At 47.3% G+C, this 25,486-nt stretch carries 26 protein-coding genes, 1 pseudogene and 1 riboswitch; of the genes and pseudogenes, 19 read left to right on the forward strand and 8 right to left on the reverse strand.

Features of this window, described 5'->3' with window-relative positions; all coding sequences use genetic code 11:
- Positions 1-199: 199 nt before the first annotated feature.
- The 3 genes from pdsR (at position 200) to EDC63_RS10650 (ending at position 4,038) form a co-directional block, all read left to right on the forward strand.
- Complete coding sequence (pdsR, locus tag EDC63_RS10640) at positions 200-904, forward strand: proteobacterial dedicated sortase system response regulator (RefSeq protein WP_124945293.1); 705 nt, start codon at positions 200-202, stop codon at positions 902-904.
- Positions 901-3,111: a proteobacterial dedicated sortase system histidine kinase gene (gene pdsS, locus EDC63_RS10645; protein WP_124945294.1), complete on the forward strand. Its 2,211-nt coding sequence runs from the start codon at positions 901-903 to the stop codon at positions 3,109-3,111. Before pdsR ends, pdsS begins: the two co-directional genes overlap by 4 nt.
- Positions 3,112-3,567: 456 nt before the next feature.
- On the forward strand, positions 3,568-4,038 hold the full coding sequence (locus tag EDC63_RS10650) for a VPLPA-CTERM sorting domain-containing protein (protein WP_165922980.1): 471 nt from the start codon (positions 3,568-3,570) through the stop codon (positions 4,036-4,038).
- A gap of 122 nt (positions 4,039-4,160) precedes the next feature.
- On the opposite strand, the gene metF is transcribed toward EDC63_RS10650, so the two are convergent.
- The 3 genes from metF to metK form a co-directional block, all read right to left on the reverse strand.
- Positions 4,161-5,009 (reverse strand): methylenetetrahydrofolate reductase [NAD(P)H], encoded by an 849-nt coding sequence (gene metF / locus EDC63_RS10655; protein ID WP_124945296.1) that lies wholly within the window; start codon positions 5,007-5,009, stop codon positions 4,161-4,163.
- A gap of 123 nt (positions 5,010-5,132) precedes the next feature.
- Complete coding sequence (ahcY, locus tag EDC63_RS10660) at positions 5,133-6,542, reverse strand: adenosylhomocysteinase (RefSeq protein WP_124945297.1); 1,410 nt, start codon at positions 6,540-6,542, stop codon at positions 5,133-5,135.
- A gap of 21 nt (positions 6,543-6,563) precedes the next feature.
- Positions 6,564-6,645, reverse strand: a riboswitch (S-adenosyl-L-homocysteine riboswitch).
- Between the two features lie 12 nt (positions 6,646-6,657).
- A complete protein-coding gene (metK, locus tag EDC63_RS10665) occupies positions 6,658-7,821 on the reverse strand; it encodes a methionine adenosyltransferase (RefSeq protein WP_124945298.1) in 1,164 nt (387 codons plus the stop codon).
- Positions 7,822-7,920: 99 nt separating this feature from the next.
- Between metK and EDC63_RS10670 the strand changes: the two genes are divergently transcribed.
- From EDC63_RS10670 to EDC63_RS10730, 13 genes are all read left to right on the forward strand, one after another.
- Positions 7,921-8,781 carry a lysophospholipid acyltransferase family protein gene (locus EDC63_RS10670; RefSeq protein WP_124945299.1) on the forward strand — a complete coding sequence of 287 codons (861 nt, stop codon included), beginning with the start codon at positions 7,921-7,923 and terminating at the stop codon, positions 8,779-8,781.
- A gap of 35 nt (positions 8,782-8,816) precedes the next feature.
- Entirely contained in the window at positions 8,817-9,686 is an 870-nt protein-coding gene (locus tag EDC63_RS10675) for an LpxL/LpxP family acyltransferase (protein WP_124945300.1), read from the forward strand.
- Between the two features lie 79 nt (positions 9,687-9,765).
- Entirely contained in the window at positions 9,766-10,431 is a 666-nt protein-coding gene (locus EDC63_RS10680; protein WP_124945301.1) for a class I SAM-dependent methyltransferase, read from the forward strand.
- Positions 10,424-10,837 carry a CoA-binding protein gene (locus EDC63_RS10685; protein ID WP_124945302.1) on the forward strand — a complete coding sequence of 138 codons (414 nt, stop codon included), beginning with the start codon at positions 10,424-10,426 and terminating at the stop codon, positions 10,835-10,837. The genes EDC63_RS10680 and EDC63_RS10685 overlap by 8 nt, the downstream gene beginning before the upstream one ends.
- A gap of 49 nt (positions 10,838-10,886) precedes the next feature.
- Entirely contained in the window at positions 10,887-11,717 is an 831-nt protein-coding gene (gene dapF / locus EDC63_RS10690) for a diaminopimelate epimerase (protein WP_124945303.1), read from the forward strand.
- 12 nt (positions 11,718-11,729) lie between these two features.
- The gene (locus EDC63_RS10695; RefSeq protein WP_124945304.1) at positions 11,730-12,383 is read left to right on the forward strand and encodes a DUF484 family protein; all 654 of its coding nucleotides are present in this window, start codon (positions 11,730-11,732) and stop codon (positions 12,381-12,383) included.
- A gap of 10 nt (positions 12,384-12,393) precedes the next feature.
- Positions 12,394-13,293: a tyrosine recombinase XerC gene (gene xerC, locus EDC63_RS10700; RefSeq protein WP_124945305.1), complete on the forward strand. Its 900-nt coding sequence runs from the start codon at positions 12,394-12,396 to the stop codon at positions 13,291-13,293.
- Between the two features lie 516 nt (positions 13,294-13,809).
- Positions 13,810-14,343: an HPF/RaiA family ribosome-associated protein gene (locus EDC63_RS10705; RefSeq protein ID WP_124945306.1), complete on the forward strand. Its 534-nt coding sequence runs from the start codon at positions 13,810-13,812 to the stop codon at positions 14,341-14,343.
- Positions 14,344-14,452: 109 nt separating this feature from the next.
- Positions 14,453-14,767, forward strand: coding sequence for a hypothetical protein (locus EDC63_RS10710; protein WP_124945307.1), 315 nt, complete (start codon positions 14,453-14,455; stop codon positions 14,765-14,767).
- A 68-nt stretch (positions 14,768-14,835) separates the two neighbouring features.
- Entirely contained in the window at positions 14,836-16,206 is a 1,371-nt protein-coding gene (locus EDC63_RS10715; protein WP_124945308.1) for a porin family protein, read from the forward strand.
- 12 nt (positions 16,207-16,218) lie between these two features.
- Positions 16,219-17,124 carry a metal ABC transporter substrate-binding protein gene (locus tag EDC63_RS10720; RefSeq protein WP_124945309.1) on the forward strand — a complete coding sequence of 302 codons (906 nt, stop codon included), beginning with the start codon at positions 16,219-16,221 and terminating at the stop codon, positions 17,122-17,124.
- Positions 17,121-17,891, forward strand: a complete 771-nt coding sequence (locus tag EDC63_RS10725; protein WP_124945310.1) for a metal ABC transporter permease — start codon at positions 17,121-17,123, stop codon at positions 17,889-17,891. The genes EDC63_RS10720 and EDC63_RS10725 overlap by 4 nt, the downstream gene beginning before the upstream one ends.
- 144 nt (positions 17,892-18,035) lie before the next feature.
- On the forward strand, positions 18,036-19,286 hold the full coding sequence (locus tag EDC63_RS10730; RefSeq protein ID WP_124945311.1) for an STAS domain-containing protein: 1,251 nt from the start codon (positions 18,036-18,038) through the stop codon (positions 19,284-19,286).
- Here EDC63_RS10730 and EDC63_RS10735 read toward each other — a convergent pair.
- Positions 19,283-19,813, reverse strand: a complete 531-nt coding sequence (locus EDC63_RS10735; protein ID WP_124945312.1) for a phosphate-starvation-inducible PsiE family protein — start codon at positions 19,811-19,813, stop codon at positions 19,283-19,285. The two genes, EDC63_RS10730 and EDC63_RS10735, sit on opposite strands and share 4 nt — an antisense overlap.
- Before the next feature lie 104 nt (positions 19,814-19,917).
- Between EDC63_RS10735 and hslV the strand changes: the two genes are divergently transcribed.
- The 3 genes and pseudogenes from hslV to EDC63_RS10750 form a co-directional block, all read left to right on the forward strand.
- The gene (hslV, locus tag EDC63_RS10740) at positions 19,918-20,454 is read left to right on the forward strand and encodes an ATP-dependent protease subunit HslV (RefSeq protein WP_124945313.1); all 537 of its coding nucleotides are present in this window, start codon (positions 19,918-19,920) and stop codon (positions 20,452-20,454) included.
- 184 nt (positions 20,455-20,638) lie between these two features.
- A complete protein-coding gene (gene hslU, locus EDC63_RS10745) occupies positions 20,639-21,982 on the forward strand; it encodes an ATP-dependent protease ATPase subunit HslU (protein ID WP_132920930.1) in 1,344 nt (447 codons plus the stop codon).
- A gap of 292 nt (positions 21,983-22,274) precedes the next feature.
- A pseudogene (locus EDC63_RS10750) lies at positions 22,275-22,474 on the forward strand (IS110 family transposase); the annotation flags it as partial.
- Positions 22,475-22,484: 10 nt separating this feature from the next.
- On the opposite strand, the gene EDC63_RS10755 reads toward EDC63_RS10750, so the two are convergent.
- The 4 genes from EDC63_RS10755 to pgaC all read right to left on the reverse strand — a co-directional run bounded on the left by EDC63_RS10755 (position 22,485) and on the right by pgaC (position 25,478).
- Positions 22,485-23,069, reverse strand: coding sequence for a hypothetical protein (locus EDC63_RS10755; RefSeq protein WP_124945315.1), 585 nt, complete (start codon positions 23,067-23,069; stop codon positions 22,485-22,487).
- Positions 23,066-23,395: a hypothetical protein gene (locus EDC63_RS10760; protein WP_124945316.1), complete on the reverse strand. Its 330-nt coding sequence runs from the start codon at positions 23,393-23,395 to the stop codon at positions 23,066-23,068. Before EDC63_RS10760 ends, EDC63_RS10755 begins: the two co-directional genes overlap by 4 nt.
- A gap of 254 nt (positions 23,396-23,649) precedes the next feature.
- Positions 23,650-24,222 carry a poly-beta-1,6-N-acetyl-D-glucosamine biosynthesis protein PgaD gene (pgaD, locus tag EDC63_RS10765; protein WP_124945317.1) on the reverse strand — a complete coding sequence of 191 codons (573 nt, stop codon included), beginning with the start codon at positions 24,220-24,222 and terminating at the stop codon, positions 23,650-23,652.
- Positions 24,219-25,478 carry a poly-beta-1,6-N-acetyl-D-glucosamine synthase gene (pgaC, locus tag EDC63_RS10770; protein ID WP_223248171.1) on the reverse strand — a complete coding sequence of 420 codons (1,260 nt, stop codon included), beginning with the start codon at positions 25,476-25,478 and terminating at the stop codon, positions 24,219-24,221. Before pgaC ends, pgaD begins: the two co-directional genes overlap by 4 nt.
- Positions 25,479-25,486 lie beyond the last annotated feature (8 nt).

Here is a 25,486-nt window from a genome sequence, read left to right on the forward strand (position 1 = left end):
ATTGGCTGGCTTCAATGGACTGCTTCGAAACGGCTTCTGACAGTTCTCATTTAAAGCCATGAAAGTGACCTGATAAGGCGGGAGATATGGAAAAGCTGAGATGAAATGTGGCAAAAAAAAGGCAATTGCCTTCAGGCGTTAACTGTGTGCATGCAATCGTGTATATTCGCTTCATCGGTTTTAATCAGGTAACAAGCAAATGAGCAAGAGAGTCGCCATTGTTGAAGACGAACCCGCCATACGTGAAAACTACGCGGATGCGCTCAGAAAATACGGTTATGAAGTCAGTGCCTATGCGTCTCGGCAGGAAGCATTTGATGCCCTGAAAGTCAGGTTGCCTGATCTGGCGATTATCGACATAGGGCTGGGCGATGAAATGGATGGTGGCTTTACATTATGCAGAGATTTGCGGTCGCTTTCCGCTACATTGCCGATCATGTTTTTGACCGCCCGTGATAGTGATTTTGATACGGTATCGGGGCTTCGGATGGGAGCGGATGACTACTTGACCAAAGATATCAGCCTGCCGCACTTGCTCGCGCGAATTGCCGCCCTGTTTCGGCGAACGGAAGCAATGCGCGTGACCACGGACGCAGAAGATATTCTGGAACGGGGGCATCTCACTCTGGATTTGAAACGAATGGTTGCTACCTGGTCAGGAATGCCGGTGGCGCTGACACTCACGGAATTCTGGATGCTGCATGCCCTGGCAAAATTTCCAGGCCACGTGAAGGACCGGGATCAGTTGATGTCAGAAGCTAAAGTGGTGGTAGACGACAGTACCATTACGTCGCATATCAAGCGTATCCGTAGAAAGTTTATAGCGGTTGATCCATCATTTAATTGCATCGATACAGTTTATGGAATGGGCTATCGGTGGAATATGAGCGACGTTTCCACATGAATTTTCCTTTCTCCATTAGTATCCGAACTAAGCTGCTGCTTATTTCTTCGGTGCTGCTGGCTATCCCCTGGCTGGGGTATCAATACGTTGGAGAGATGGAGAAATTTTTACGTGCAGGGCAAGAAAGCACGTTAGTGGGTACAGCACGCGCGGTGGCGACTGCCCTGCATAATCGGCCAAAACTGTTCGATGGGCAAGCTGTGGGCAAGGGGGGGGCGAATAATGCGCGGGATTTATATATTCGTTCTTTAGCGAATACCATCACGGTGGATGGTTTGGCACTAGATTGGCCAAATGTGGCGGACGATATACGGGTGTATGGACCAGAAAGCGTGGTGCAAGAGCCAAATCCGAATAGCGCGCCATTAGTGTCTTTCAAATTACGGGTCGGCCAACAGGATGATGCACTCTTTGCCTTGATTGAAGTCACGGATCCCCATGTGGTTTACCGATTGCCTCGCAGTAACAGTGTTGCAAATTCGGATTATGTGGAAATCGCGCTGGTATCTCCAAGCGGGGAGTTTAATCGCTACACAATCAGTCCTACGGCACCGGGTTGGTTTACTGCCAACCTGATGTCCACTGGCCAGACAGATATGATGATGCGGCCGGATAGCCGGATCAAGGGTAAATGGATTGATACTCCGCAAGGCTATTCGATTGAACTGAAAATGCCGCTTTCAATGGTTGGTGCCAAGCTTGCCTTTGCCGTTGCAAATGTTGACGATCCGGACATTGACGGGAATGTATCGGTTGTCGGCACTTCGGGAGTCGGGACACCAGAAGAACTCGGCGCGGCACTGGTGCCGGCGGCGGACATCGATCAGATCATTAGCGGTCTTGGGCGTACTACTTCCCGTATCTGGATTATTGATCGTCACCAGCGAGTATTGGCCCATGCTGGCTCGTTACGGCCCGAAAATACCCAATTGCTCAACCCTGTTCTTCCTCTAAATACTCAACAGCACTGGGGCTGGGCAGCCATTAAAGACCGATATCTGCGGCCGGTGTATACCTTTATTCTCAATCAGCCTACTGATAATTTTCAGGATGATCTTAAAGCGGCCTCCCAACTGCAAGGGACAGAAATAGATCGGGCGCTGAGTGGAATTCCTGCAACACGCCGGCGATCCACGCCGGATTCGCGTGCGGTGATACTTTCTGCGGCATACCCTGTATGGTCTAAAGATCACGTGATAGGGGCCGTGGTCGTGGAGGAAACAACCAATGCGATCGTAACAATCAAGAATCAGGCTTTTGAAAGACTGTTTACAGTTATTCTGGGGGTGTTCCTGTTTGGTTCTCTGGCACTGTTCCTCTTCGCATCGCGCGTTTCTTCCCGCATCCGTCGATTACGCAATGAAGCTGAACAATCCATTGATTCAAGCGGACGTGTACGGGGCATCATTGCTGGTACCCATGCGGGAGACGAAATAGGAGATTTGTCACGGAGTTTTTCCAGTGTTTTGGAAAGGCTATCCCAGTACAACAGTTACCTTGAGAGTATGGCCAGCAGGTTGTCACACGAAATACGCACGCCTGTGGCCGTGGTGCGCTCGTCACTGGATAACCTGGCCATGGAAGCCCTGCCTGATGAGGCAAAGGTTTACATGGGGCGTGCCCAGGAGGGCTTGGCCCGACTCAATGCTATTTTAACCAGAATGAGCGAAGCAACGCGGCTGGAACAGGTATTACAACAATCCGAGCAGGAGCAGTTTGATCTGGCAAAGGTGGTTACCGGATGCGCAGAAGGATACAAAGCCGCCTACCCCCGGCACACTTTTGTGGTGCGTGTTCCTGCATGGCCCATGGTAGTGCATGGCGTGCCAGACCTGATTGCGCAGATGCTGGATAAACTGGTATCCAATGCAGCAGATTTCAGTACTGAAGGAACGAATATCGAGATTTGGCTGGCCGAAGACCGAAACTGGGCAGCGCTGAGGGTGTTGAATGAAGGGCCTGCTCTCCCCACTGAAATGGCAGGTCAATTGTTCGAATCGATGATTTCAATCCGTCCCCGTAAAGAGAGTCAGGCGCCGCATCTTGGCCTGGGGCTTTACATTGTGCGCCTGATTTCAGAATTCCATCATGGTCAAGCCAGTATTGCCAACAGGCATGATAAACAAGGCGTTGTTGCGCAAATTATGCTGCCGTTAGATAGTCAATTACCTCCGGTTGTAACGGGTGCAGCAGAGAACAAAGCGTAAATACTCAGGGTTAATGTTGCAATTCATCTTGGTCTTACTTGAATAGGTTAATTTTTGACCCGGATTTTGAGAAGTGCCTCTTCATTTTAGTTGATATTTTCTTATATATATCGCCATTCCAATATCTGTAAATTTAATTTGTCGGTAAATTTTACATATAAATTTAGTAAAGAAATCCTGTTTCATTAACAGTTGCTACGTAACCGTATGAAAATATAAGGAAACCATTATTTGTATTGAAATGAAAATCATTAATGTATGAAAACTTTATGTCGAATAAATTTACATTGTTACATTTTTGTTGAATATTTATTTCTATAATAATTTGTTTTTATTAGTATAAATATATATGGCATAAAAATTGCTTTATATGGGTCAGAATGCGTGCAATAAATTACACAGTGTTTTGTTTGTGCATGCCATTCAGAAATCAATATATTAATGGGAATAACAATAATGAAATTGCAGTTAACACTGTTAGCCGCTGTAATGGCCGCCATCAGCACCTTCAGCGCGCAGGCTTCTTTTGTGAATAGCGATAAAGGCCTGGAAAAAGCAAGTCTTCACGCAAATGTGAATGGCCAGTTTTCCTGGGATGTGCGGGACGAAAAGCGTAACGATAAAAGCATCAAAAACTTGAGTGAGCACGACTCAAAAAGCAAGTCGAAGGTTGGTCAGAGTTTGAGCGAACAATTCGCAAAAAACACGGGCAAGTCTGGAGATGACAAGGATGACGATCGGGATGAAAAAGCGGGATCTGATTTTTTTGGACATCTGTCACACTCGCATCTTCCTTCAGGTATTGGGACGCAAGTGACACTTACTCCTTCAGGTGCAAATGTAACCCCTGTTCCGTTGCCAGCTGCAGTATGGTTATTGGGCGCGGGTTTGGTTGGGCTGGTTGGGGTAGCAAGACGTAAAGCATAATATTGCAATTGTTATGGTTGATAACATTGAGGCTGCTGGCTTTACTTAAGCCAGCAGCCTCAATGTTTTGCGGGTAGCAACTCTACTGACTACAAACGGGTAGTCCGTTGTTTTTGAACGTTTTATAGCCCAAGCCTTTGCCAAACAGTAGAGGTAGGACCAGCCTGGTTCAGCGTGTAAAAATGCAATCCAGACGCACCGTTTTGCAATAACCGATCACACAAGTTCGTAATGACATCCAGTCCGAAAGCACGAATGGAAGGTAAATCGTCCCCATATCCTTCCAGTTTCTTTCTGATCCAGCGTGGAATTTCTGAGCCGCAGGCATCAGAAAAGCGCGCCAGTTGTACGTAATTAGTGATGGGCATAATGCCCGGCACGATAGGAATATCAATACCCATCGCAGTGCACTCATCCACGAAGTTAAAGTAAGCATCCGCATTAAAAAAATATTGGGTAATGGCGGCATTGGCGCCGGCCTCTACCTTGCGCTTGAAATTAAGCAGATCATCTTTGGCCGAACGTGCCTGTGGATGGTATTCCGGATAGGCTGCAACTTCCAGCTGAAAATAATCGCCCGTTTCTGCACGAATGAATTCAATCAATTCATTGGCATAACGAAATGCACCCGGGTCAGCCATGCCTGAAGGTAAATCACCACGGAGCGCTACAATGTGGCGAATACCGTGGGATTTGTATTCATTTAAAATGGCGCGAATATTATCCTGCGTAGAGCCAATGCAGGAAAGATGTGGCGCAGCATCGAATCCTTCTGACTGGATTTCAACGACAGTATCTAACGTATGGTCGCGCGTAGAACCACCTGCACCGAACGTAACGGAAAAGAATTTTGGTTTAAGTTGGGCCAGTTGCTGACGGGTTGCTCGAAGTTTTTCCCTGCCTTCGGGGGTCTTGGGTGGGAAAAACTCAAAGCTGAACGTGCGCGGATGGCCTTTGTTTTTTGAAGTCATAATCATTCACCGCAGAAGTGGCGGATACGGAGCAGCAACTATCACAGATTAGAAATCATTGCACTGGGGTGTGCAATCTCTGAATCTGCTTCATGTTTGCTGCCGCATCCGCGATTAGATCAATTAATAACGGTAATGCGCTGGCTTGTACGGGCCGTTTTGGGGCACGCTGATATAGGCAGCCTGCTCTGGCGTGAGTTCGGTTAAATGCACACCGATCTTCTTCAGATGCAAACGCGCTACTTTTTCGTCCAGATGTTTAGGTAATACATACACCTTGTTCTCATAATCCTGAGGGTGGTTGTATAACTCAATCTGCGCAATAGTCTGGTTGCTGAAAGAAGCCGACATCACGAAAGAAGGATGACCGGTAGCGCAGCCTAGATTCACTAGCCGACCTTTGGCCAATACGATGATTTTCTTGCCATCAGGGAAAGTAACGTGATCCACTTGTGGCTTGATTTCGTCCCATTCGTATTTTTCAATGGAAGCAATTTCAATTTCGGAGTCAAAGTGGCCAATGTTGCAAATGATGGACTCGTGCTTCATCTTGACCATATGGTCATGGTTGATGACGCCCAGGTTGCCGGTAGCGGTAACGAAAATATCCCCTTTGTCACAGATTTCATCCATGGTTACAACGCGATAACCTTCCATAGCAGCTTGCAAAGCGCAAATTGGATCAATTTCAGTCACGCAAACTGTCGCACCCATTCCACGGAAAGCTTGTGCGCAACCTTTACCTACATCCCCATAACCCAGTACTACGCAAATTTTACCGGCGATCATCACGTCAGTCGCGCGCTTGATACCATCCAGCAGCGATTCACGGCAGCCGTATAAATTGTCGAATTTGGACTTGGTAACAGAATCATTCACGTTCATTGCCGGGAATTTCAGGTGGCCTTCTTCAGCCATCTGGTACAGACGATGTACGCCGGTGGTGGTTTCTTCAGTCACTCCCTTGATGTGGCCAATGCGAGCAGAATACCAGCCTGGCTGGGTCGCCAGACGGTTCTTGATGGCAGCATAAAGCACCCGTTCTTCTTCATTGGTTGGCTTGGAGATAACAGACGCATCGGTTTCTGCACGCACACCAAGGTGTAGCAGTAGGGTGGCATCGCCACCGTCGTCCAGAATCATGTTCGCGAATTGCCCGTTTGGCCATTCGAAAATGTTGTGGGTATATTCCCAATACTCTTCCAGTGACTCACCTTTGTAGGCGAATACCGGTGTGTTGGTGGCAGCAATGGCAGCGGCTGCATGGTCTTGAGTGGAGTAAATGTTGCAGGAAGCCCAGCGCACTTCTGCACCCAAAACTTGCAGGGTTTCAATCAATGCGGCAGTCTGGATGGTCATGTGAAGCGAACCGGCAATCAGCGCGCCTTTGAGCGGCTTTGTGGTGCCGAATTCCTCACGCAAAGCCATCAGGCCAGGCATTTCGGTTTCTGCAATCTGAATTTCTTTACGACCCCAAGGGGCTAAAGACATATCGGCGACTTTACAGTCGGTGAAGTTGGTGACAGCGTTCATATACGTTCTCCTGAATAGAACAAAGAACGAGCGCCGTTGAAACAAAAACCCTCACACGCCGAGCCTGGCAGGCAAATAGCCTGCTGCAGCGCTCCTCAGCGTGGCGGAAAAATGACTAGATGCCTGCGTCCGCGCGCAATGCTTCAGCTTTATCGGTTGCTTCCCAGGTAAATTCCGGCTCATCACGACCAAAGTGGCCATAGGTAGCAGTCCGTGTGTAAATCGGGCGAAGCAGGTTAAGACTTTGCACAATCCCTTTTGGACGCAAATCAAAATGCGCTTCAATCAGTGCAACGATTTTTTCGTCAGTGATTTTACCGGTACCAAAGGTATTAACCATCATGCTGACCGGTTTTGCAACACCGATGGCATAGGCAATTTGCACCTGGCATTTGCTGGCGATACCGGCAGCAACGATATTTTTTGCTACATAGCGACCGGCATAGGCCGCAGAGCGGTCAACCTTGGAAGGGTCTTTACCGGAGAAAGCACCACCACCATGAGGCGCAGCGCCGCCATAGGTATCCACAATGATTTTGCGGCCGGTCAAACCGGCATCGCCCATTGGGCCGCCAATCACGAAGCGTCCGGTTGGGTTTACCAGAAACCGGGTGTCACCATTCAACAGATGCGCAGGAATGGCCGGTTTGATGATTTCTTCAATCACCGCTTCGGTCAGCATGGCGTGAGAAATTTCAGGGTTATGCTGAGTGGAAAGCACAACGGTTTCTATATGTTGTGGCTTGTCATCTACATAGCGGATGGTAACCTGAGATTTTGCATCTGGGCGTAACCATGGCAAACGGCCATCTTTACGCAACTCTGCCTGGCGTTCCATCAAACGGTGCGCGTAATAAATGGGCATAGGCATAAGCGAAGGGGTTTCATCGCAGGCATAGCCAAACATCAGGCCCTGATCACCGGCACCCTGATCCAGAAACATGCCTTCGCCTTCATTGACACCAATAGCGATATCTTGCGATTGTTTACCAAAAGTGGTGAGTACTGCGCAGGTGTGATAATCAAAGCCGATTTCTGAACTGTCGTAACCAATGCGTTTGACGGTGTCGCGTGCGACCTGATTGTAGTCAACCGTTGCGCCCGTGGTAATTTCACCCGCTACAACGACTAATCCCGTTGTCACCAATGTTTCACAAGCTACCCGTGAATGAGGGTCTTGCGTTAAGATAGCGTCCAATACAGCATCTGAAATCTGGTCGGCGACCTTGTCCGGGTGGCCTTCAGATACTGATTCAGAGGTAAACAGAAATTCTTTCATAGCAGTTTTAGCTTATAAATTTTTGGTTTTAGAGGGTTTTGCCGTAGATGCAAAAACCATTAGGGTATCAAATTTCTTTGGCATTATAAAGTAAAGTTCATGACTGGTTTATTACGTTTAATTGCTTTATTGCCGCTTTGGCTGATTCATGCGGTGGGTGGCGCGATGGGGTGGGTGGTTTTTCATCTGTCGGGGCGCTATGCAGAACGTATGCAGGAAAACCTTAGGTTAAGCAGGGTCTTTAGTGATGAAAGAAATTATAAAAAGTTGCTTAAACAGGTGATTTTAGAAACGGGCAAGGGCATTCTGGAACTATTGGTGGTCTGGTTGCGGCCCCACGATAAAGTGTTGGATTTGGTACGGGAATGCCAAGGTTGGTCACTGGTAGAAGCGGCTCAAGAAAAGGGAAAAGGGATTATTGTTCTGACCCCTCATCTGGGGTGTTATGAAATTGCGGGACAGTATTTTGCTTCAAAACTTCCGATTACGGTGCTGTACCGACCTCCCCGTCAAAAGTGGCTGGAATCGTTGGTTGTATCGGGTCGAGAGAGAGGTATGCTGAAAGCTGTACCTGCTGATCTCAAAGGGGTGAAAGCGCTACTGGGAGCATTAAGGCGGGGTGAAGCGATTGGTATTTTGCCTGATCAAGTACCGAGTAGGGGGGATGGTGCATGGGTGAATTTTTTTGGACGACCGGCCTATACCATGACTTTAGTTGGTCAGTTGCAAAAAGCGACAGGTGCGACGGTTTTATTGTCGTTTTCTGAACGTTTATCGAAAGGCAAAGGGTATATTCTTCGATTTGAATCTTTGCCTGAAGCTTTTCCTGCGGATAAGGTTGAAGCAGCAGTTGCGCTGAATGCTGCTGTGGAAAACATGATTAAAGCCTGTCCGTCACAGTATTTATGGAGTTACAACCGTTACAAAGTGCCAAAAGGTGTTGAGGCACCACCGGTGTAAGACTCAATTTCAGTCATTTTGCTCATTATTTTTTTATGATTCGTTTAGGTTTGCTATTTGTCTGGCTGGTTCATTTTCTGCCGCTTTCGGTGATGGCCCCGATTGGACAGGGATTGGGCATGCTGCTTTATTGGCTAGGTTCGGAACGCCGACGGGTGGCACGTATCAATTTGCGCCTTTGTTTTCCAGATATGCCGGACTCAGAGCGGGAAGCTTTGGTGCGTCGCCATTTTCGCGCCTTTGGTCGCAGCGTGTTGGAGAGGGGAATTTTGTGGTGGTCCAGCAAAGAGCGCATCCAGAAACTGGTGCGCATAGAAGGTATGGAACACTGGCTGGCCGTTAAAGACAGACCGGTTATCTGGCTGGCTCCCCATTTTGTTGGTCTGGATATGGGAGGGGTACGTTTAACCAGTGAGTTTCCGTTAGTGTCCATGTACTCCAATCAGAAAAACCCCGTTTTTAACAAAGTGCTTTACCGTTCCCGTACAAGGTTTGGTACTACACGGCTGGCATCCCGTCAGGATGGTATACGACCCATTGTGAAAGGGCTAAAAGAGGGGTTGCCATTTTATTATTTGCCAGACATGGATTATGGGCCGCGGGATGCCGTTTTTGTTCCGTTCTTTGGTGTTCAGGCAGCGACAATTACTGGCCTTTCCCGACTTGCTAAAATGACCGGTGCGGCAGTTGTGCCTTGTGTAACCAAACAATTGTCTGGTGGAAAAGGGTATGTGATGAAATTTTACCCTGCGTGGGAAAATTTTCCGGGGGAGAACTTAGAACAGGATACGCGACGCATGAATGCTTTTATTGAAGCGTGTGTGCGAGAAATGCCTGAACAGTATTTTTGGTTGCATAAACGCTTCAAAACAAGGCCTGAGGGTGAGGCCAGATTTTATGGTTAAAGAGTTGGGGATAGGGTTGATTGGGTCATTTTGACCGCTTTTTTTACGTACTTTAGTGAGTTTGTGGTAAATTTTTACAATGCACCGTACCCCTGAACCAGAATTAATGGATACGCCAGAACAGGCATTGGCCTATGCATCCACTGATTTTAGCGAGCCGCACGATGCCTTTGTAGCCCATTTTCGGCAACGGTTTCCCGATTTTCATGAAGGAGAAGTGCTGGATCTGGGGTGTGGCACAGCGGATGTGGCAATGCGTTTCTGCTGGGTTTATCCGGGAGCTCAAATTCTGGGTGTAGATGGTGCGCCGGCCATGCTTCAGTGTGGACAGGAAATGATTGATGGTAACGAATTAGGCGGGCATATTCACCTGGAGCATCGTTATTTGCCAGATGAAACACTTGCTGCGCAGCATTTTGACGCAGTGATCAGTAACAGCTTGCTGCACCACCTCGATGATCCTATGACACTGTGGGAAACAGTAAAACAAGTGGCAAAACCCGGGGCGCCAGTGTTAGTAATGGACTTGATGCGGCCCACATCGATAGTGGAAGCGTTTCAGTTTGTTCGTCAATACGCGTCGGATGCACCACCACATATGCAAAAGGATTTTTACCATTCGCTGCTGGCATCTTATAGGCAGCAAGAAGTGAAGCGCCAGTTATATAAGGCTGATCTGGATCATTTTCAGGTTGAGATAGTCAGTGATAGACATATATTGATTTGGGGAACAATGGATGTTTGAAAATCCCTCGCATGATGAAATTTGCGCATTGCTGAAAAAAAGCAATCGCATCGCTGTGGTTGGCTTGTCGCCCAACGTATCAAGGCCCAGCTTCGGTGTTGCAAAGGCGATGCAAGGTTTTGGCTATACGATTGTGCCTGTCAGGCCGAAAGTCAGTGAGGTACTGGGGCAAAAAGCTTATGCCACGCTTGCTGAGGTCCCAGGGTCAATCGATATTGTTGATGTATTTCGGGCTGCAGAACATATTGATGCCATTGTGGAAGAATGTATTGCTTTGAAAATACCCGCCATCTGGATTCAGGATGGCATTATTAATGAACCAGCTGCGGAGCGTGCGCGGGATGCGGGTATGGTTGTAGTGATGGATCGCTGTATTTACAGGGATTTTGTCGGGATATGCGTCTAGCCATGTATTCTTCCCTAAATGCGATCTTAAAATATTGGGTTGAAAGTTTATGTTACTGAAATTCACTAAAATGCATGGGCTTGGCAACGATTTCGTTGTTTTGGATGGTATTAGTCAGGCTATACAGTTGTCACCAGAGCAATTGAAATTAATGGGTGATCGTCATTTTGGTATTGGCTGTGATCAGATTTTGCTGGTTGAAAACCCAAATGCTGCCGATGCAGATTTTCGGTACCGCATTTTTAATGCGGATGGTGGTGAGGTTCAGCAATGTGGAAATGGCGCCCGTTGTTTTGTTAAATTCGTGTATGACAAGGGTTTGACAAAGAAAACGGAAATTCGGGTTGAGACGGCAACGGGTATCATCATTCCTCGGCTGGAATCAGATGGTCAAGTAACTGTGAATATGGGTGTCCCAAAATTTGGACTTGATGATATCCCGTTTGTTGCAGATGGGCAAAAGCTGACTTATGCTTTGGAAATTGAAAATGCGACAGTTGATGTAAGCGTGCTTTCTATGGGTAACCCTCATGCAGTTCAGGTTGTGCACGATGTGGAGTCCGCTTTGGTTGAGCACCATGGGCCACTAATTGAACAACATGTGCGCTTTCCGGAAAGGGTGAACGCGGGGTTCATGCAGATTGTTGGACGTAAACAGATTAAACTACGTGTTTATGAGCGCGGCGCTGGGGAAACCCTTGCCTGTGGAACGGGAGCTTGTGCTGCCGTTGTGGCAGGTATAGCACGCGGTTTGCTGGATGCAGAGGTCAATGTGACTACCCATGGAGGCTATCTCATGATTCGTTGGGCGGGTGAAGGCCAGCCGGTATTCATGACAGGGCCTGCGGTGACAGTTTTCGAAGGTGAAATTAATGTATAAGAAGGATAGGTAATGAAAGCTGAAGATGTAGCAGCGTATTTAAAGGAACATCCGGAATTTTATGAAGAGTACGCTTATCTTTTGATGGAATTGGTTATTCCCCATCCCCATGGAGGGCGTGCGATATCCATTGGAGAGCGGCAAGTATTGGCGTTGCGGGAAAAAGTGAAAGTCCTCGAATCCAAACTGGGAGAGCTGATTCAGTTTGGCGAAGAAAATGATGCTGTGGGTGAAAAAGTCCATCGCATTACTTTGGCACTTATGATGGCGCGTGATTTGGAATCGCTGCTGTATTCCATTTATTTTAACTTGCGCGAGGATTTTGCCGTTCCCCATGTTGCGTTGCGTTTGTGGAGCGATGTTACCCAGTTTCCCGAACTGCCTGAATTTGAGCCGGTGAGTAATGAATTACGCGTGTACGCGGACAATCTCACCAACCCTTCCTGTGGCGCACATGCCCTGTATGACACCATGAACTGGTTTGGCGAAAATAGTGAACACCTTCGCTCATTTGCCATGGTAGCGTTGCGTGAAGAACAGGCGTTTGGCCTGCTGATGCTGGCTAGCGAAGATCCTGAGCGGTTTTATCCGGAGATGGGTACGCTGTACTTAAAACGGTTGGGTGAGCTGATTAGCGTTGCTTTGATGCGTACGCTTAAAGGGTAATAAGTAACAAATGAGCGAGAAGGAACTAACCCCGGCTTATTTGGAGGGTTATCAATCCTATCTTGCTCATGAAAAGCGTTTAAGTAAACTCACTTGCGAAAATTATTTGCGGGATGTGCGGCAATTTATCGAACTGTCCAGCGAAACACCACTGGAGCAGTTGCAAATTCACCATGTTCGGCGTTTCGTTGCCCAACTTCACAGCCGTGGGTTAAACGGTAAAAGCCTGGCCAGAATGCTTTCGGCCTGGCGAGGGTTTTACAAATATCTGGCGCGGGACCACCATTTTACGCATAACCCCTGTTTGGGAATGCGGGCACCAAAATCCGCAAAAAAACTTCCCAATGTGTTGTCTCCCGATGAAGCCAGTAAACTGGTTTCCATGAATAGCGAAACGCCACTAGGCGTGCGTGACAAGGCTATTTTCGAGCTGTTTTATTCCTCTGGATTGCGTTTAAGCGAACTGGTCGAATTAAGGCTGGAAAATCTTGATCTGGTTGCGGGTGAAGTTCGTGTGACTGGTAAAGGAAATAAAACGCGCATTGTTCCAGTAGGAAAGTTTGCTGTCGAAGCTATCCAGGCATGGCTAGCCGTAAGAGCAAGCCTGGCTCAGACACAAGAGACCACTATTTTTCTGGGTAAACAGGGTAAACCTTTGTCGCAGCGGTCTGTTCAGTATCGGATCAAGGAATGGGCGCTGAAACAGGGTTTAACGGGTAACGTACATCCCCACGTTTTACGTCATTCTTTCGCCACGCACTTATTGCAGTCCAGTGGTGATCTGCGGGCTGTGCAGGAAATGCTCGGGCATGCCAGTATTTCCACCACGCAAGTTTATACCCATCTGGATTTTCAGCATTTGGCCAAGGTGTATGATGCGGCGCATCCACGGGCAAAGAAGAAGCCATAAATAAAATAGTGCATTAACCGCAGAGACGCAGGGAAGATCAAATTATGGCGTCTTGGCGTTCATGAATTGCGGATCATGACATCAAACAAGTTCCCTCCCTCTGCATTTCCGAAACTTCAAACGTTATCCGTTGTTAAATGAGAACCTGGCAGGTTAGAAATACTGTGCTAATCTTAAACTAGGATGGTGTTAAAAAAAGCAGGCATTATGCAATTTCCTCAGCCATTGATCTTGCAAGATTCTCCTCATGAAATTCAAATTGTTTGTCCTCGTTGTCACGGAAACGTTTCCAGGATACACAGGCGTCCGTTTGATCGTCTGATAAGTCTGTTCTACAACGTTTGGCGCTATCGTTGCTGCAATATTCATTGTTGCTGGGAAGGGAATATTCACCAGAAAAAAGAAAAGAACTCCGGCTGATTTTCAATTTAAGGAGTGAGCTCAACAGCGGATTTGAAAGTGATATATTTTGGTACTAAAGTGAAATAAGCGTGTTTATTTTTGGAGGATAAATACATGAAACTTCCATTTGAACTTGTTATGCGGGATATCCCTCATTCAGATGCCATTGAGGCGCATATCCATAAGAAGGCTGAAAAGCTGGATGTATTTTACGATAAGATCATGCGTTGCCGGGTGGTCGTTGAAGCGCCGCATCGGCACCAGCATCACGGCAAACTTTTTAATGTACGTATTGATGTCACTGTGCCTGGTGCAGAGCTAGTGGTTAACCGCGATAAAGACGAAGATGTTTATGTGGCGATCAGGGATTCTTTTAATGCCATGGTGCGCAAACTTGAGGATTATGGCCGTCGCCAGCGAGGCGAAATAAAAGCGCATGATATGGCGTTGCATGGTCATATTGCCAAATTATTCAAGGATGAGGGGTATGGCTTTATCACAATGGAAGATGGGCGTGAACTCTATTTTCATCAAGCGAACCTGGCAAATGAAGATTTTGACCGGTTAGATATAGGAGAGGACGTTCATTTTATTGAAACAATGGGCAGCGAAGGTCCCCAGGCAAATCGTGTGAGTGTTAGAAAGTAGAGCGGGTTTCGGAACATGCTAATAATGCGTTATCTAGTGCAATTTGCGGTTTAGCGTATGTTTCCCTTCTATTCTTGACAGGTATTAAAATTTAGTTGATTCTGCTCGGATGCGCGCACGCTTTATTTTTCATATTTGGTTGGTATTCCTTTTGCTTTTTGCACAAGGGAGTGCGCTTGCTCATTCGATTTCGCATTTTTCTGAGCCGCTGCCGTTTCAATCCAAAAGTGATAAACAGCTTCCTCATGGACCAGCTTGTGATAAATGCATGTTTTATGCGGATATGGCGGGTGCTATACCGGCTATGGCGAGTTTGCTCCCTGTTCCGCAGTTGGCATTAAATCAGAATTTTCCGCAGTATAAATCGTTTGTTTCCATACTTGATTTTTTCTATTCTTCCCGTGCCCCCCCTGTTCTCGGCTGACTGACAAAATAACTCAGCACCTTTCATTCGGGTGTTGATTGACGTTTTATATTCAGACGAGGATTACCATGTTTAATAAAACACCGTGTGCAGTGGCCATTGGCACTGCATTGATGGTTATATTTTCTGCGGACGTTATGGCGGCTGATTCAGCCGAATTGCAGAAAATTCACAATGAAATTCAGCAGTTAAAAGAAAATTATGAGGCAAGAATTCAATCGCTTGAGACGCGTCTAAAAGATGCAGAGGCATTTGCAGCGAAAGCTGATGATAAAGCAAGCCAGGTAGCATCTGCTCCGGTTTCAGGTCCGCCATCCGGGGCAAATTCTTTTAATCCAGCTATTTCGCTGGTACTGTCAGGCACCTATTCTAATTTGTCGCAAGATCCTGCGAATTATCGCATTACCGGTTATGTGCCCAGTGGTGATATTGGTCCCGGGAAACGGGGGTTCAGTCTGGCAGAATCTGAGTTGGGAGTGTATGCCAACATAGATCCTGATTTTTATGGTGGCTTGAATTTTGCCATGCATCCGGATAATACCGCTTCTGTTGAAGAAGCCTTCGTACAAACGATAGGATTAAAGAGGGGGTTGACCTTCAAAGCAGGGCGCTATTTCTCCGGCATTGGCTATCTTAATGAACAGCATGCGCACGTATGGGATTTTGTAGACAATCCATTGGCGTACCAAGCGTTCCTGGGGACGCAGTTGGGTGAAGACGGTCTTCAGGTTAAATGGCTGGCACCAACCGATACTTATCTGGAATTGGGCGCAGAAATCGGCCGTGGCAGAAGTTTTCCTGGCTCTGATCGTGATAAAAACGGGGCTGGTGCCAGTACGATATTTGCCCATGCGGGGGGAGATGTGGGGATAAATCAGAGCTGGCGAGCTGGTTTGTCTTTTCTGCAAACTTCCCCGCAAAACCGCCAGTATTCGGTTATAGATGCCGCAGGTGATACGGTTAAAAATGCATTTACAGGAAATAGCGGGCTCTGGATCGCTGATTTTGTCTGGAAATATGCGCCTAACGGGGATCCTGCTTTTAGCAACTTCAAACTGCAAGGCGAATATTTGCGCCGCAGGGAAGACGGGAATCTTGCCTATAAGGTGGATACTTCGCCCGTTATAAGCAGTTACGCTTCTGCTCAATCGGGCTGGTATGTGCAAGGTGTTTATCAGTTCGTGCCACATTGGCGAGTAGGATTGCGTACCGAGCGTTTGAGCAGTGGTGGCGTAGATTATGGCGTAAATAATGCAAACCTGTTGAGACCGGATTACATTCCGACGAAAAACAGTGTAATGGTCGATTATAGCCCCAGTGAGTTCAGCCGGTTGCGGTTACAGTTAGCACAAGACAAATCGCGGCAAGGGGCTGCCGATAATCAGGTATTTCTGCAATACATCATGAGCCTGGGTGCTCATGGCGCTCATATATATTAAGAGGATTGAAAGATGAAAAATTCGGTTTTAATTGCATTTTCTATTATGTTTCTAGGACTTGCCCAGGGTGCGTCGGCAGCATTGAATGTTTTTGCCTGTGAACCAGAGTGGGGTGCGCTGGTTCAGGAATTAGGTGGTGATAAAGTGTCCATCTATACTGCTACTACTGCCATGCAGGATCCCCATCGCATACAGGCGAGGCCAAGTCTGATTGCACGAGCCAGATCAGCTGATTTGCTGGTGTGCACAGGGTCAGAACTGGAAATCGGCTGGTTGCCGATTTTGTTGCGACAATCTGGAAATGATGCAATTCAGCCGGGGAAGGCTGGCTATTTTGAAGCGGCGAATTATGTGCAAATGCTTGAAAAGCCGACTCGTCTGGATCGTGCTGAGGGAGATGTACATCCAGGCGGCAATCCTCATATCCAAACCGACCCCCGCAATATACTGTTGGTGGCCAATGCGTTGCTACCAAGGTTGACACAGATAGATCATAACAATGCAGCCTATTATGAAGCCCGCCACAAAGCCTTTGCAGATCGCTGGAAGAGTGCGTTGCAACGATGGGAGAAAGAAGCCGTACCGCTCAAAGGCTTGCCCATTATTGTGCAGCACAAGGGATTTCCTTATATGGAAAACTGGCTGGGGTTAAAAGAAGTGGCAGCACTTGAACCCAAACCGGGTGTAGAGCCAACCAGTTCCCATTTGGCAGAAGTGTTGTCACAAGTCCAAAGTCAGAAAGTTGCTGTGATCATTCGCGCTGCCTATAACGATGGTCGTGCCTCAGATTGGCTAGCGGAACGCGCGAAAATACATGCGCTCGCACTCCCTTTCACAGTAGGTGGATCGGAAAAAGCGACAGATCTGTTTGGCTTGTATGAAGACACAATTCAGCGTTTGTTGAGCGCCATAAAATGAGCATAAATGGGCTCGATTTGACCATACTCGGCCCCGCTTTTCTGGCTGGAATGCTTGTGTTGGCTACCCATGTGCCGATGGGTATGCAAGTGCTGGCGCGGGGGATTGTGTTTATTGATCTGGCAATTGCGCAAATTGCCGGATTAGGTGTAGTGGCAGCCGATGGAATGGGTTGGGAACCGCAAGGTTGGGCTGTTCAAGTGGTTGCGGTCAGTGCTGCATTGCTTGGCGGGGTATTGTTAACGTATACAGAGAAACGCTGGCCGGATATACAGGAAGCCCTGATTGGTGTGTTGTTTGTATTGGCAGCCAGCGGTGGCGTATTGCTGCTGGCCAATAACCCTCACGGAGGCGAGCATTTGAAAGATTTGCTGGTCGGGCAGATTCTTTGGGTGAATTTTTCTCAGCTTTTGCCTGTTGTTTTGCTAACTGCAGTTATTCTTTTCATGTGGTTTGGTTTCAGGGAACGGCTTGGCAGGTTGGGATTTTATTTGATGTTTGCTTTGGCTGTGACTGCATCCGTGCAACTGGTTGGCGTGTATCTGGTTTTTGCCAGCCTGATCGTCCCAGCATTGGCATGCAGACGTTACCCCTTACGTTGGCGGCTGCCAATAAGCTATACTTTGGGTGTGCTGGGTTATGCGCTTGGTCTGATATTGTCTTCCTTGTATGATTTGCCAAGTGGCGCAGTGATTGTGTGGACTTTGGCAGGGCTGGGATTGGTGGTTTACGCGCTTAAACTGGACCGGCTGACCGGGAATACGTGAAGCTTGGAATGGTTTAAGATAATTGCTATAAAGAAGCTGTCTATAGATGACCAAGTTTAAGGTAAACTAACGCATTGGGATGTAAAATGGACGGCATAGCATGTCCTGCATACATATAAATTTTATTAGGGTTGTGAATTAATAGTGGTTTTCTCTTTTTTTCGTAAAGATAAGCAGACTGATGCGGGTGAAGATAAGGCGGAAAAAAAACCGTCTGCTACGCCCGCGAGTAAACCTATGGCTTCAGCTACGCAGAATGTGCAGCAATCTGCCAATAAAGGTTCTCAGGAATTGCCTGGCGACGTTGGGGAAGACGATGGTTTTGGCGGATATTCCGTTTCAGATGGTATTGAAGTTTCCGAAGGTAATTCAGCTATATCTTCTGTCGCGGAAGAGGCGGCAATATTCTATGCGAACAATCTTGCGGATCAGGCCGCCGCAACGCTGCTGAACCATGTTAATGAACCCTCATCAGAATTAGATATTCAACCCTGGTTGATGTTGTTTGATTTATTCAGCATCCAGGGAAAAAAGCCTGAATTTGAAGAGCTGGCACTTAATTTCGTCGTGAAATTTGAGCGGTCAGCCCCTATTTGGGTGGAAAGGAATGTGCCTGTTAAGGAAGTATCAAAGGCTGCCGCTCCGGCGTCTGCAAATTATTGTGCACTGACAGGCGTACTCTCTGTAGATAGTGAGCCGAAGTTTCAGCAAATGATGCAAATCGGCCAAAAAGCAGGCAATCTGCGTCTTGATCTCTCTAAAGTGACAGGGCTGGAGGCTTATGGTAGTCGTAAATTACTGGAAAGCTTGCAAGGATTGCGGAAATCCGGCATCAAAATTCAATATATTGGCACTACCCATATTGTTGGGCTGTTAAACACCGCAATGAAAGCAGGAATTGGCGAGGATGCCCAATTTCATTGGCTGCTTGCCCTGGAATTTGATCAATTATTAGGGAAGGAAGAGAGTTTTGAGGAACTGGCTATTGAATATGCAGTGACTTTCGAGGTTTCTCCCCCTTCGTGGGAACCCCTGGTAGGGCAGGCTGTGATGGAAGAATCGGTTGAAGAACCTGCAGAAACAGATATGCAAGCCAGCGAGCGTCCTCAACTGGCAGATGCTTTTGTGATGACAGGTGTGATTTCCGGAAATAGTGAGCAAATACTCAAGGAATTACTGGAGTATGGCTTAAAGCGGCAAGATGTTCGTATTGATATGTCTAAAGTGTTAAGGGTGGATTTTATCTGCGTCGGAAACTTTCTGAATGCGCTGATTCAGCTTAGCACCAGTGGAAAGCAAATTTTTATTCGTGAACCGAATGAATTGATTCACGCGTTGTTTAGTGTCATGGGAGTTGATCAGTTCGCGACCTTCCTGAAAAAGAAGGCGCACTAAGCTACTTCTTTCACCTGTTTTTCAGAGAGGCGATAGGCGCTTTCGGAATGCATAGCTTTTTCTCGTTGGAAAACAAGCACTGAACCGATCCTCAGACTTCCCAAAACAAACAGCAATGTGCTTAAGGCATATATTTCTTCGGCCGTGATATTGTGCTCGAAAAGTTTGATCATGATTTCTCGCAACACAAACACAATACCCGCATCCACGATGAAAGTCAGGCGTAAGCGATGTTCCGAGAAATAATCGACCAATGATCGGGAAAGCTCAATCAGGATGAACAGAGTCAGTACTTCTGAAATGATGTGAAAGTATTGGCTGGTAATGTCTGGATTAAATAACAGACCGCTGAGATTCAGGAATAATCGCGCAACGCCGACTATAATTCCCAGCATGATAAAAAACAGCATGATTCCGAACACAAAGCGGGTGACGCGGTCGAATAGTTTAAACGGATTGGTATTTTCGTTAAGCATGATGTTTGCCAGGTTGTGTTTGGCAGGAAGCGTACACAAAGGTTGTGACATTTTGATGTCAGATTGCAAGTGGCTGGATTGTTGGAAAATCAGGTTACAGTGATGGGGTAACTGGTTTATATTATTTGAATTGTTGGTAATGCAGGAAGAGTGTGATGGAGCAATTTCGCGGTACAACTATTTTATCTGTAAGACGTGGCAACCAGGTTGCGTTGGGCGGAGACGGGCAGGTAACGTTAGGCAATATTGTGGTAAAAGCTTCAGCAAAAAAAGTGCGTCGCTTATTTCACGACAAGATACTGGCCGGATTTGCCGGTGGTACGGCAGATGCCTTTACTCTGTTTGAACGTTTTGAGGCTAAGCTGGAAAAACATCAGGGGCATCTGGTCCGTTCAGCAGTAGAACTGGCTAAAGACTGGCGCACGGATCGCATTTTACGCCGACTGGAAGCAATGCTGGTTGTGGTTGATCACGAATCATCGTTGATTATTACTGGTAATGGTGATGTGCTGGAGCCAGAATTAGGTTTGGTTGCCATTGGCAGCGGCGGGGCTTATGCGCAATCTGCAGCGCGCGCACTGCTGGAGCACACTGAGATGAGCCCGCAGGATATTGTCAAGCATTCGCTCACGGTGGCAGCGGATTTGTGTATCTATACTAACCACAATCATGTGATCGAAGTTTTGGAATAATTTTTTACCGCAGAGGCGCGGAGGCGCAGAGAAAAGCGAGAGCTGAATCACAAGGTTGATAAAGTGCAGGAGAAGTCCCTGTCTTGCAGATTTTTGCTCCCGCGTGACTTTATTTGTTGCTGGAAGATTTTGTTTTTCTCTGCGCCTCCGCGCCTCTGCGGTTCAAACAAGCAAGGTAAATATCATGTCAGAAATGTCCCCTCAGGAAATCGTCCATGAACTGGACAAACATATTATCGGTCAGCATGCCGCTAAGCGCGCTGTGGCTATTGCGTTGCGTAACCGCTGGCGCCGTCGCCAGGTGGCAGATCCCTTGCGCCAGGAAATCACCCCTAAAAATATTCTGATGATCGGGCCAACAGGGGTAGGTAAAACAGAAATTGCACGGCGCCTCGCAAAACTGGCTCAATCTCCCTTTATCAAGGTAGAAGCCACCAAGTTTACAGAAGTAGGATATGTAGGGCGGGATGTGGACTCCATTATTCGCGATTTGGTGGAAATGTCGATCAAACAGCTACGGGAACAGGAAACCCAGAAAGTGCAATTTCGGGCCGAAGAAATAGCAGAAGATCGCATACTCGATGCCCTGTTACCTCCGGCGCGTGATGTGGCGCATCAGCTGGGTGCTGAGGCTGTGGTGGAAACAGAAGAGAGCGCCACCCGGCAGAAATTTCGCAAAAAACTGCGGGAAGGCCAGCTGGACGACAAAGAAATTGAAATTGAGGTGTCAGCCGCACAGCCCCATATGGAGATTTTTGCCCCACCGGGAATGGAAGACCTTACTTCCCAGATTCAGGGTATGTTTCAAAGTATGGGAAATTCCCGCCAGAAAATGCGCAAGCTGAAAATCCGCGAAGCCATGAAAATGCTTACGGAAGAAGAAGCCATGAAAATGGTGAATGAAGAAGAACTTAAAATCCGTGCACTGGAAAATGTGGAACAGAACGGCATTGTGTTCCTGGACGAGATGGATAAAATCACCAGTCGCTCAGAAAACTCGGGTGGAGAAGTGTCTCGCCAGGGTGTGCAGCGTGATTTGTTACCACTTGTGGAAGGCACCACCATTACCACTAAATACGGCATGGTAAAAACAGACCACATCTTGTTTATTGCCAGCGGCGCTTTTCATCTGTCCAAGCCATCAGACCTGATTCCTGAACTGCAGGGACGCTTTCCTATTCGGGTAGAGCTGGGTTCGTTATCCGTCAATGATTTTGAACAGATTCTAACCAATACCGATGCTTGCTTAACCCGTCAATACCAAGCTTTGCTGGAAACTGAAGGGGTAAAGCTGGCATTCAAGGAAAACGGCATCAAGCGGCTGGCTGAAATTGCCTTTGAAGTAAACGAAAGTACTGAGAATATCGGTGCCCGCAGATTGTACACCGTGATGGAAAAATTGCTGGAAGAGGTATCTTTTGAAGCGGGGCGCCATGTGAATGAAACCTTGGTAATTGATGCTGATTATGTAGACAGCAAACTTAAAGGGATCGCGCAAAGCGAGGATCTGGCAAGATATGTGCTTTAGTTGGTTTGTTTGATTTGATAAGTGATGTCTGGCTGAGCTTTATGTGGGAAGGTGAACTGACGATATCGACCCTTGAGAGACAATCACCACACTGTCGTCCAAGGTCCGAAAAGCAGCAGTAAGGAGTCGGAGTCACCTGTTCCGAGTTTGCAGGTGGGAGTGGCTTTTTGTTTATTGAAGAATTGAAAGAGAGATTATTTGGCGCAATAACAATTGCTCTCGCGAGCTGTATTCCGTTTTCAATCAATATCAATCGAGTCTGACCCCATTGATTCACTGATTCCTCCGCTAAGCGCTTTATATGCCTGCCATGTTTACCCTTCACAAACAGCATGGGGAAAACGTTTCCACGATCGCCTCGCAGCCTCCGGTAAGGCTCCCAACAAGGTAATCATCGGGGCTGTGATGCGAAAGCTGATTCATGTCGTCTTCGGCGTACTTAAATCAGGAAAATATTTCGGTCCAACTTTTCATGGGGGTTGGCTTGGATAACTGTATCATGCTACTCTGCAATCAGAAAGCGATACTCGAATTTTTCTGTGCTTTCTCGTGGTATCAGATAAAAATCCTTTCCCTTGTTGTTACGAACAACGTGCGCCAATAGCGAACCGTCGTTGGAAATGGCAAGTTGAATAAAAGTTGTTTGAGTACCGTGCCAACCTTCCCCTCCACCAGAAACAACTTTGCTAAAATTCCACCACCCATTTTGACAAACCGCTTTAAATTCTTGCGACTCAGAAGTCTGGCCGAATTGCTCTACAAACCAAAATCGAAGGATAGTATTTTCAAGAGTTTCAATTTTCACTTTGACTATATTTTTCCCCGGCCACCCGCTACTCAGAACATCAGATGATAAATATGGTGAAAGATGTAATACCCTATTACTTGAATGCGCGTCTTCACTAAAATTTCGAAACATGCCATGTATCTCAATACATTCGGAAACCTTCCTTTTTGGTATTTGCAATTCTTGCGCCTCAGCACTCATGATCCCGGATGATAGGCCAATCGGATTAATTGTTAGATTACTTGCGATAGAAAGTGCAGCAGTTACCAATAATAAAAAAATGATTCGAAGGTTTTTCATGGATTGTCTTTGGATTTTTTGACCATGTCATAAGTGTACGTTGGCACTGGAGCTGCAGCAGCGAATGGTGTTGCAACATTCACATTCAGTGCATTAAATCCTTCTCCAAATGCTTTTGCGAAGCCAGTTAGGTTTTTTCCGTTACCCAATTTATCATACCAGTACCCCGAGTTCAAAAAATCATGGGGTCCGGTATAGACTTCAACAATCTTGTCGATAAATTCACCTGGTTGGTATTCCCCGAATAATGCCAATCTACCAGGACCACCCTGCCCCCCCCCAAGAGGTGAGTCAGGAAATGAATAGAACGAATTAAATGGGGTCAAACTCCATATTTATAACTAAACTGACAAATTGACCGATGGCAGCTAAGGCCGTAACACCGGACAATCACGGCAATCTCCTCCAATGACCGTTCCTGGCACTTTTGAGACCATATAGAAGTCCATTTTTCTAGAGAACAGGATTAGTTTTGCATGCGCTGTAGAGTTTGGCGGTTACACAGTACCTTTATTGGCCGCACGGTTGTTTCAAAATTGAAAACAGGTAAGGTCAATATGATGTTTATTAACTCTGTTGCTCAGGCGCTGCGCCGGTCTTGCCACTCAGGTAACGGTGCGTTGCTGGAGGAATTTGGCGTTGTTTCTACTTCGATCAATTTCCCGTGAGTGTCGTAGTGCACCACAATATGCCTGGCGTGTTGCCATTTTTGAATCTGTTCTTTGGGTTGCGATTGCCATTGCGCAACGTCTTCCAGTGAGACATCTTGTGGTGGTTGGCGCCGATCAAAGCCACTAAAGCGGCGCCAGTTGATAATTGCCCAGAGAATCAGTCCTCCGCACATGATTTGAGCAATGACTGCGTAGGTTGGCAGTTGTTTCACCAACCCTTCCCATCCGCGTAATACAACCAGATGTTCGTAAAATGCATAAAAGCCGAATGCCCACCCCAGTGTGTTGGCAACAGGCGCCCATAGGAAGCTCCATGCGCCCCAAAACAGCAAGGTAATACTCCCGAGCAAAAACTTTTGTCCAGGTTTCTGTTTTTCTGGTTTCTCGATGATCAACTGACAAACATTAAAAGGGGCAGGGGGTTTCTGCTCTCTTTGCAGAGCGAATTGCTCCTGTTTGTTTTTTGGTGATGAAAAGCTCATTTTATTCCTCTATCGGGGCTGACCCAGACGGCGCGGGCTCCTTTTTCTCGAAGCAGGGTTTTAGGGAGCGCTGTAACGCTGGTGAGCATGCCAATGAGCCAGAACGCCATTGGATACCAGATTACCCAGAAATAATTGCGCAGCAGATTACAGTCGTAGCGTCGATCCATTATCAGGCTTAGCCCCATTTGCAGCAGACAGGTTGCTGCAAGCAAGACGCCTGTCCATCCGGGCATCAGGGTGGGTACATACAAGGATGCTGGCATTGGCAGGAATAAACCGGCAATCCATAGAATGATGGTGGTGAGCATTGCGTATCCCCACACCATGCTCAAAATGAATTCGATGTATACCGGCCACATGCGGCGTTTGCGCCAGGATTTCCACATCCAGCCATATTTCAGGATAGCTTGTACGCCCCCCATGGCCCAGCGCAAGCGCTGCTTCCATAATCCACGCAGGGTCTCCGGCATGAGTATCCAGCAGGTGGCAGCTGGTTCAAAACGTATATCCCAGTGTGCCAATTGCAGTTTCCATGAGATATCAATGTCTTCTGTGAGCATGTCTTTGCTCCAGTAACCGACGTCATGTAGAGCAGCGCGGCGGAAACCTGCTGCTACGCCGGAAACAGTAAACACTCTGCCCAGCGTACGTTGCGCACGTTTGATCAGGCCAATGATTGAAGAAAATTCGCCCACTTGAGTGCGGCCTAGCAACGTAGAGCGTGTGCGGATGCGGGGGTTACCGGTCACTGCACCGACCCTGGGTGAGTTGAGGAAGTGGCTCATCATCCATAATGCGGCATGGGGGTGGAGTTGTGCGTCGCCATCAACGCATATGAAATACTGGCTATCCGCCACCATTGCTGCTGCGGTAAGCGCCATGGCTTTGCCCTGATTCTGCGCCAGATGGACCACTCTCAACTTGGGGTGACGTTGCGCCATTTCGTCCAGAATGGCGCCCGTGTTGTCACTGCTGCCGTCGTTTACGGCGATGACTTCAAAATCGGGATAGTCATGTGAGAGCAGATTTTCTACTGTATCTCTGGCATTGTCTCCTTCGTTGTGACAGGGCACGATGAGGCTGATCTTGGGATATTCCGGCAATTTTGGTGGATTAGCCGGGTTGCTGCCTTTGCGTTCATAATGCAGCCAATAGAATAGTGCACCTGCCATCCATAGGTAGGACATGAAGAAGGGGTAATAGAAGACATACCCGAATAGAAGTTCACTGAAGTTACCAAAATCTTGAAACACACATCTCT

It is taken from the genome of Sulfurirhabdus autotrophica (assembly GCF_004346685.1).
Classification (GTDB): Bacteria; Pseudomonadota; Gammaproteobacteria; order Burkholderiales; family SMCO01; genus Sulfurirhabdus; species Sulfurirhabdus autotrophica.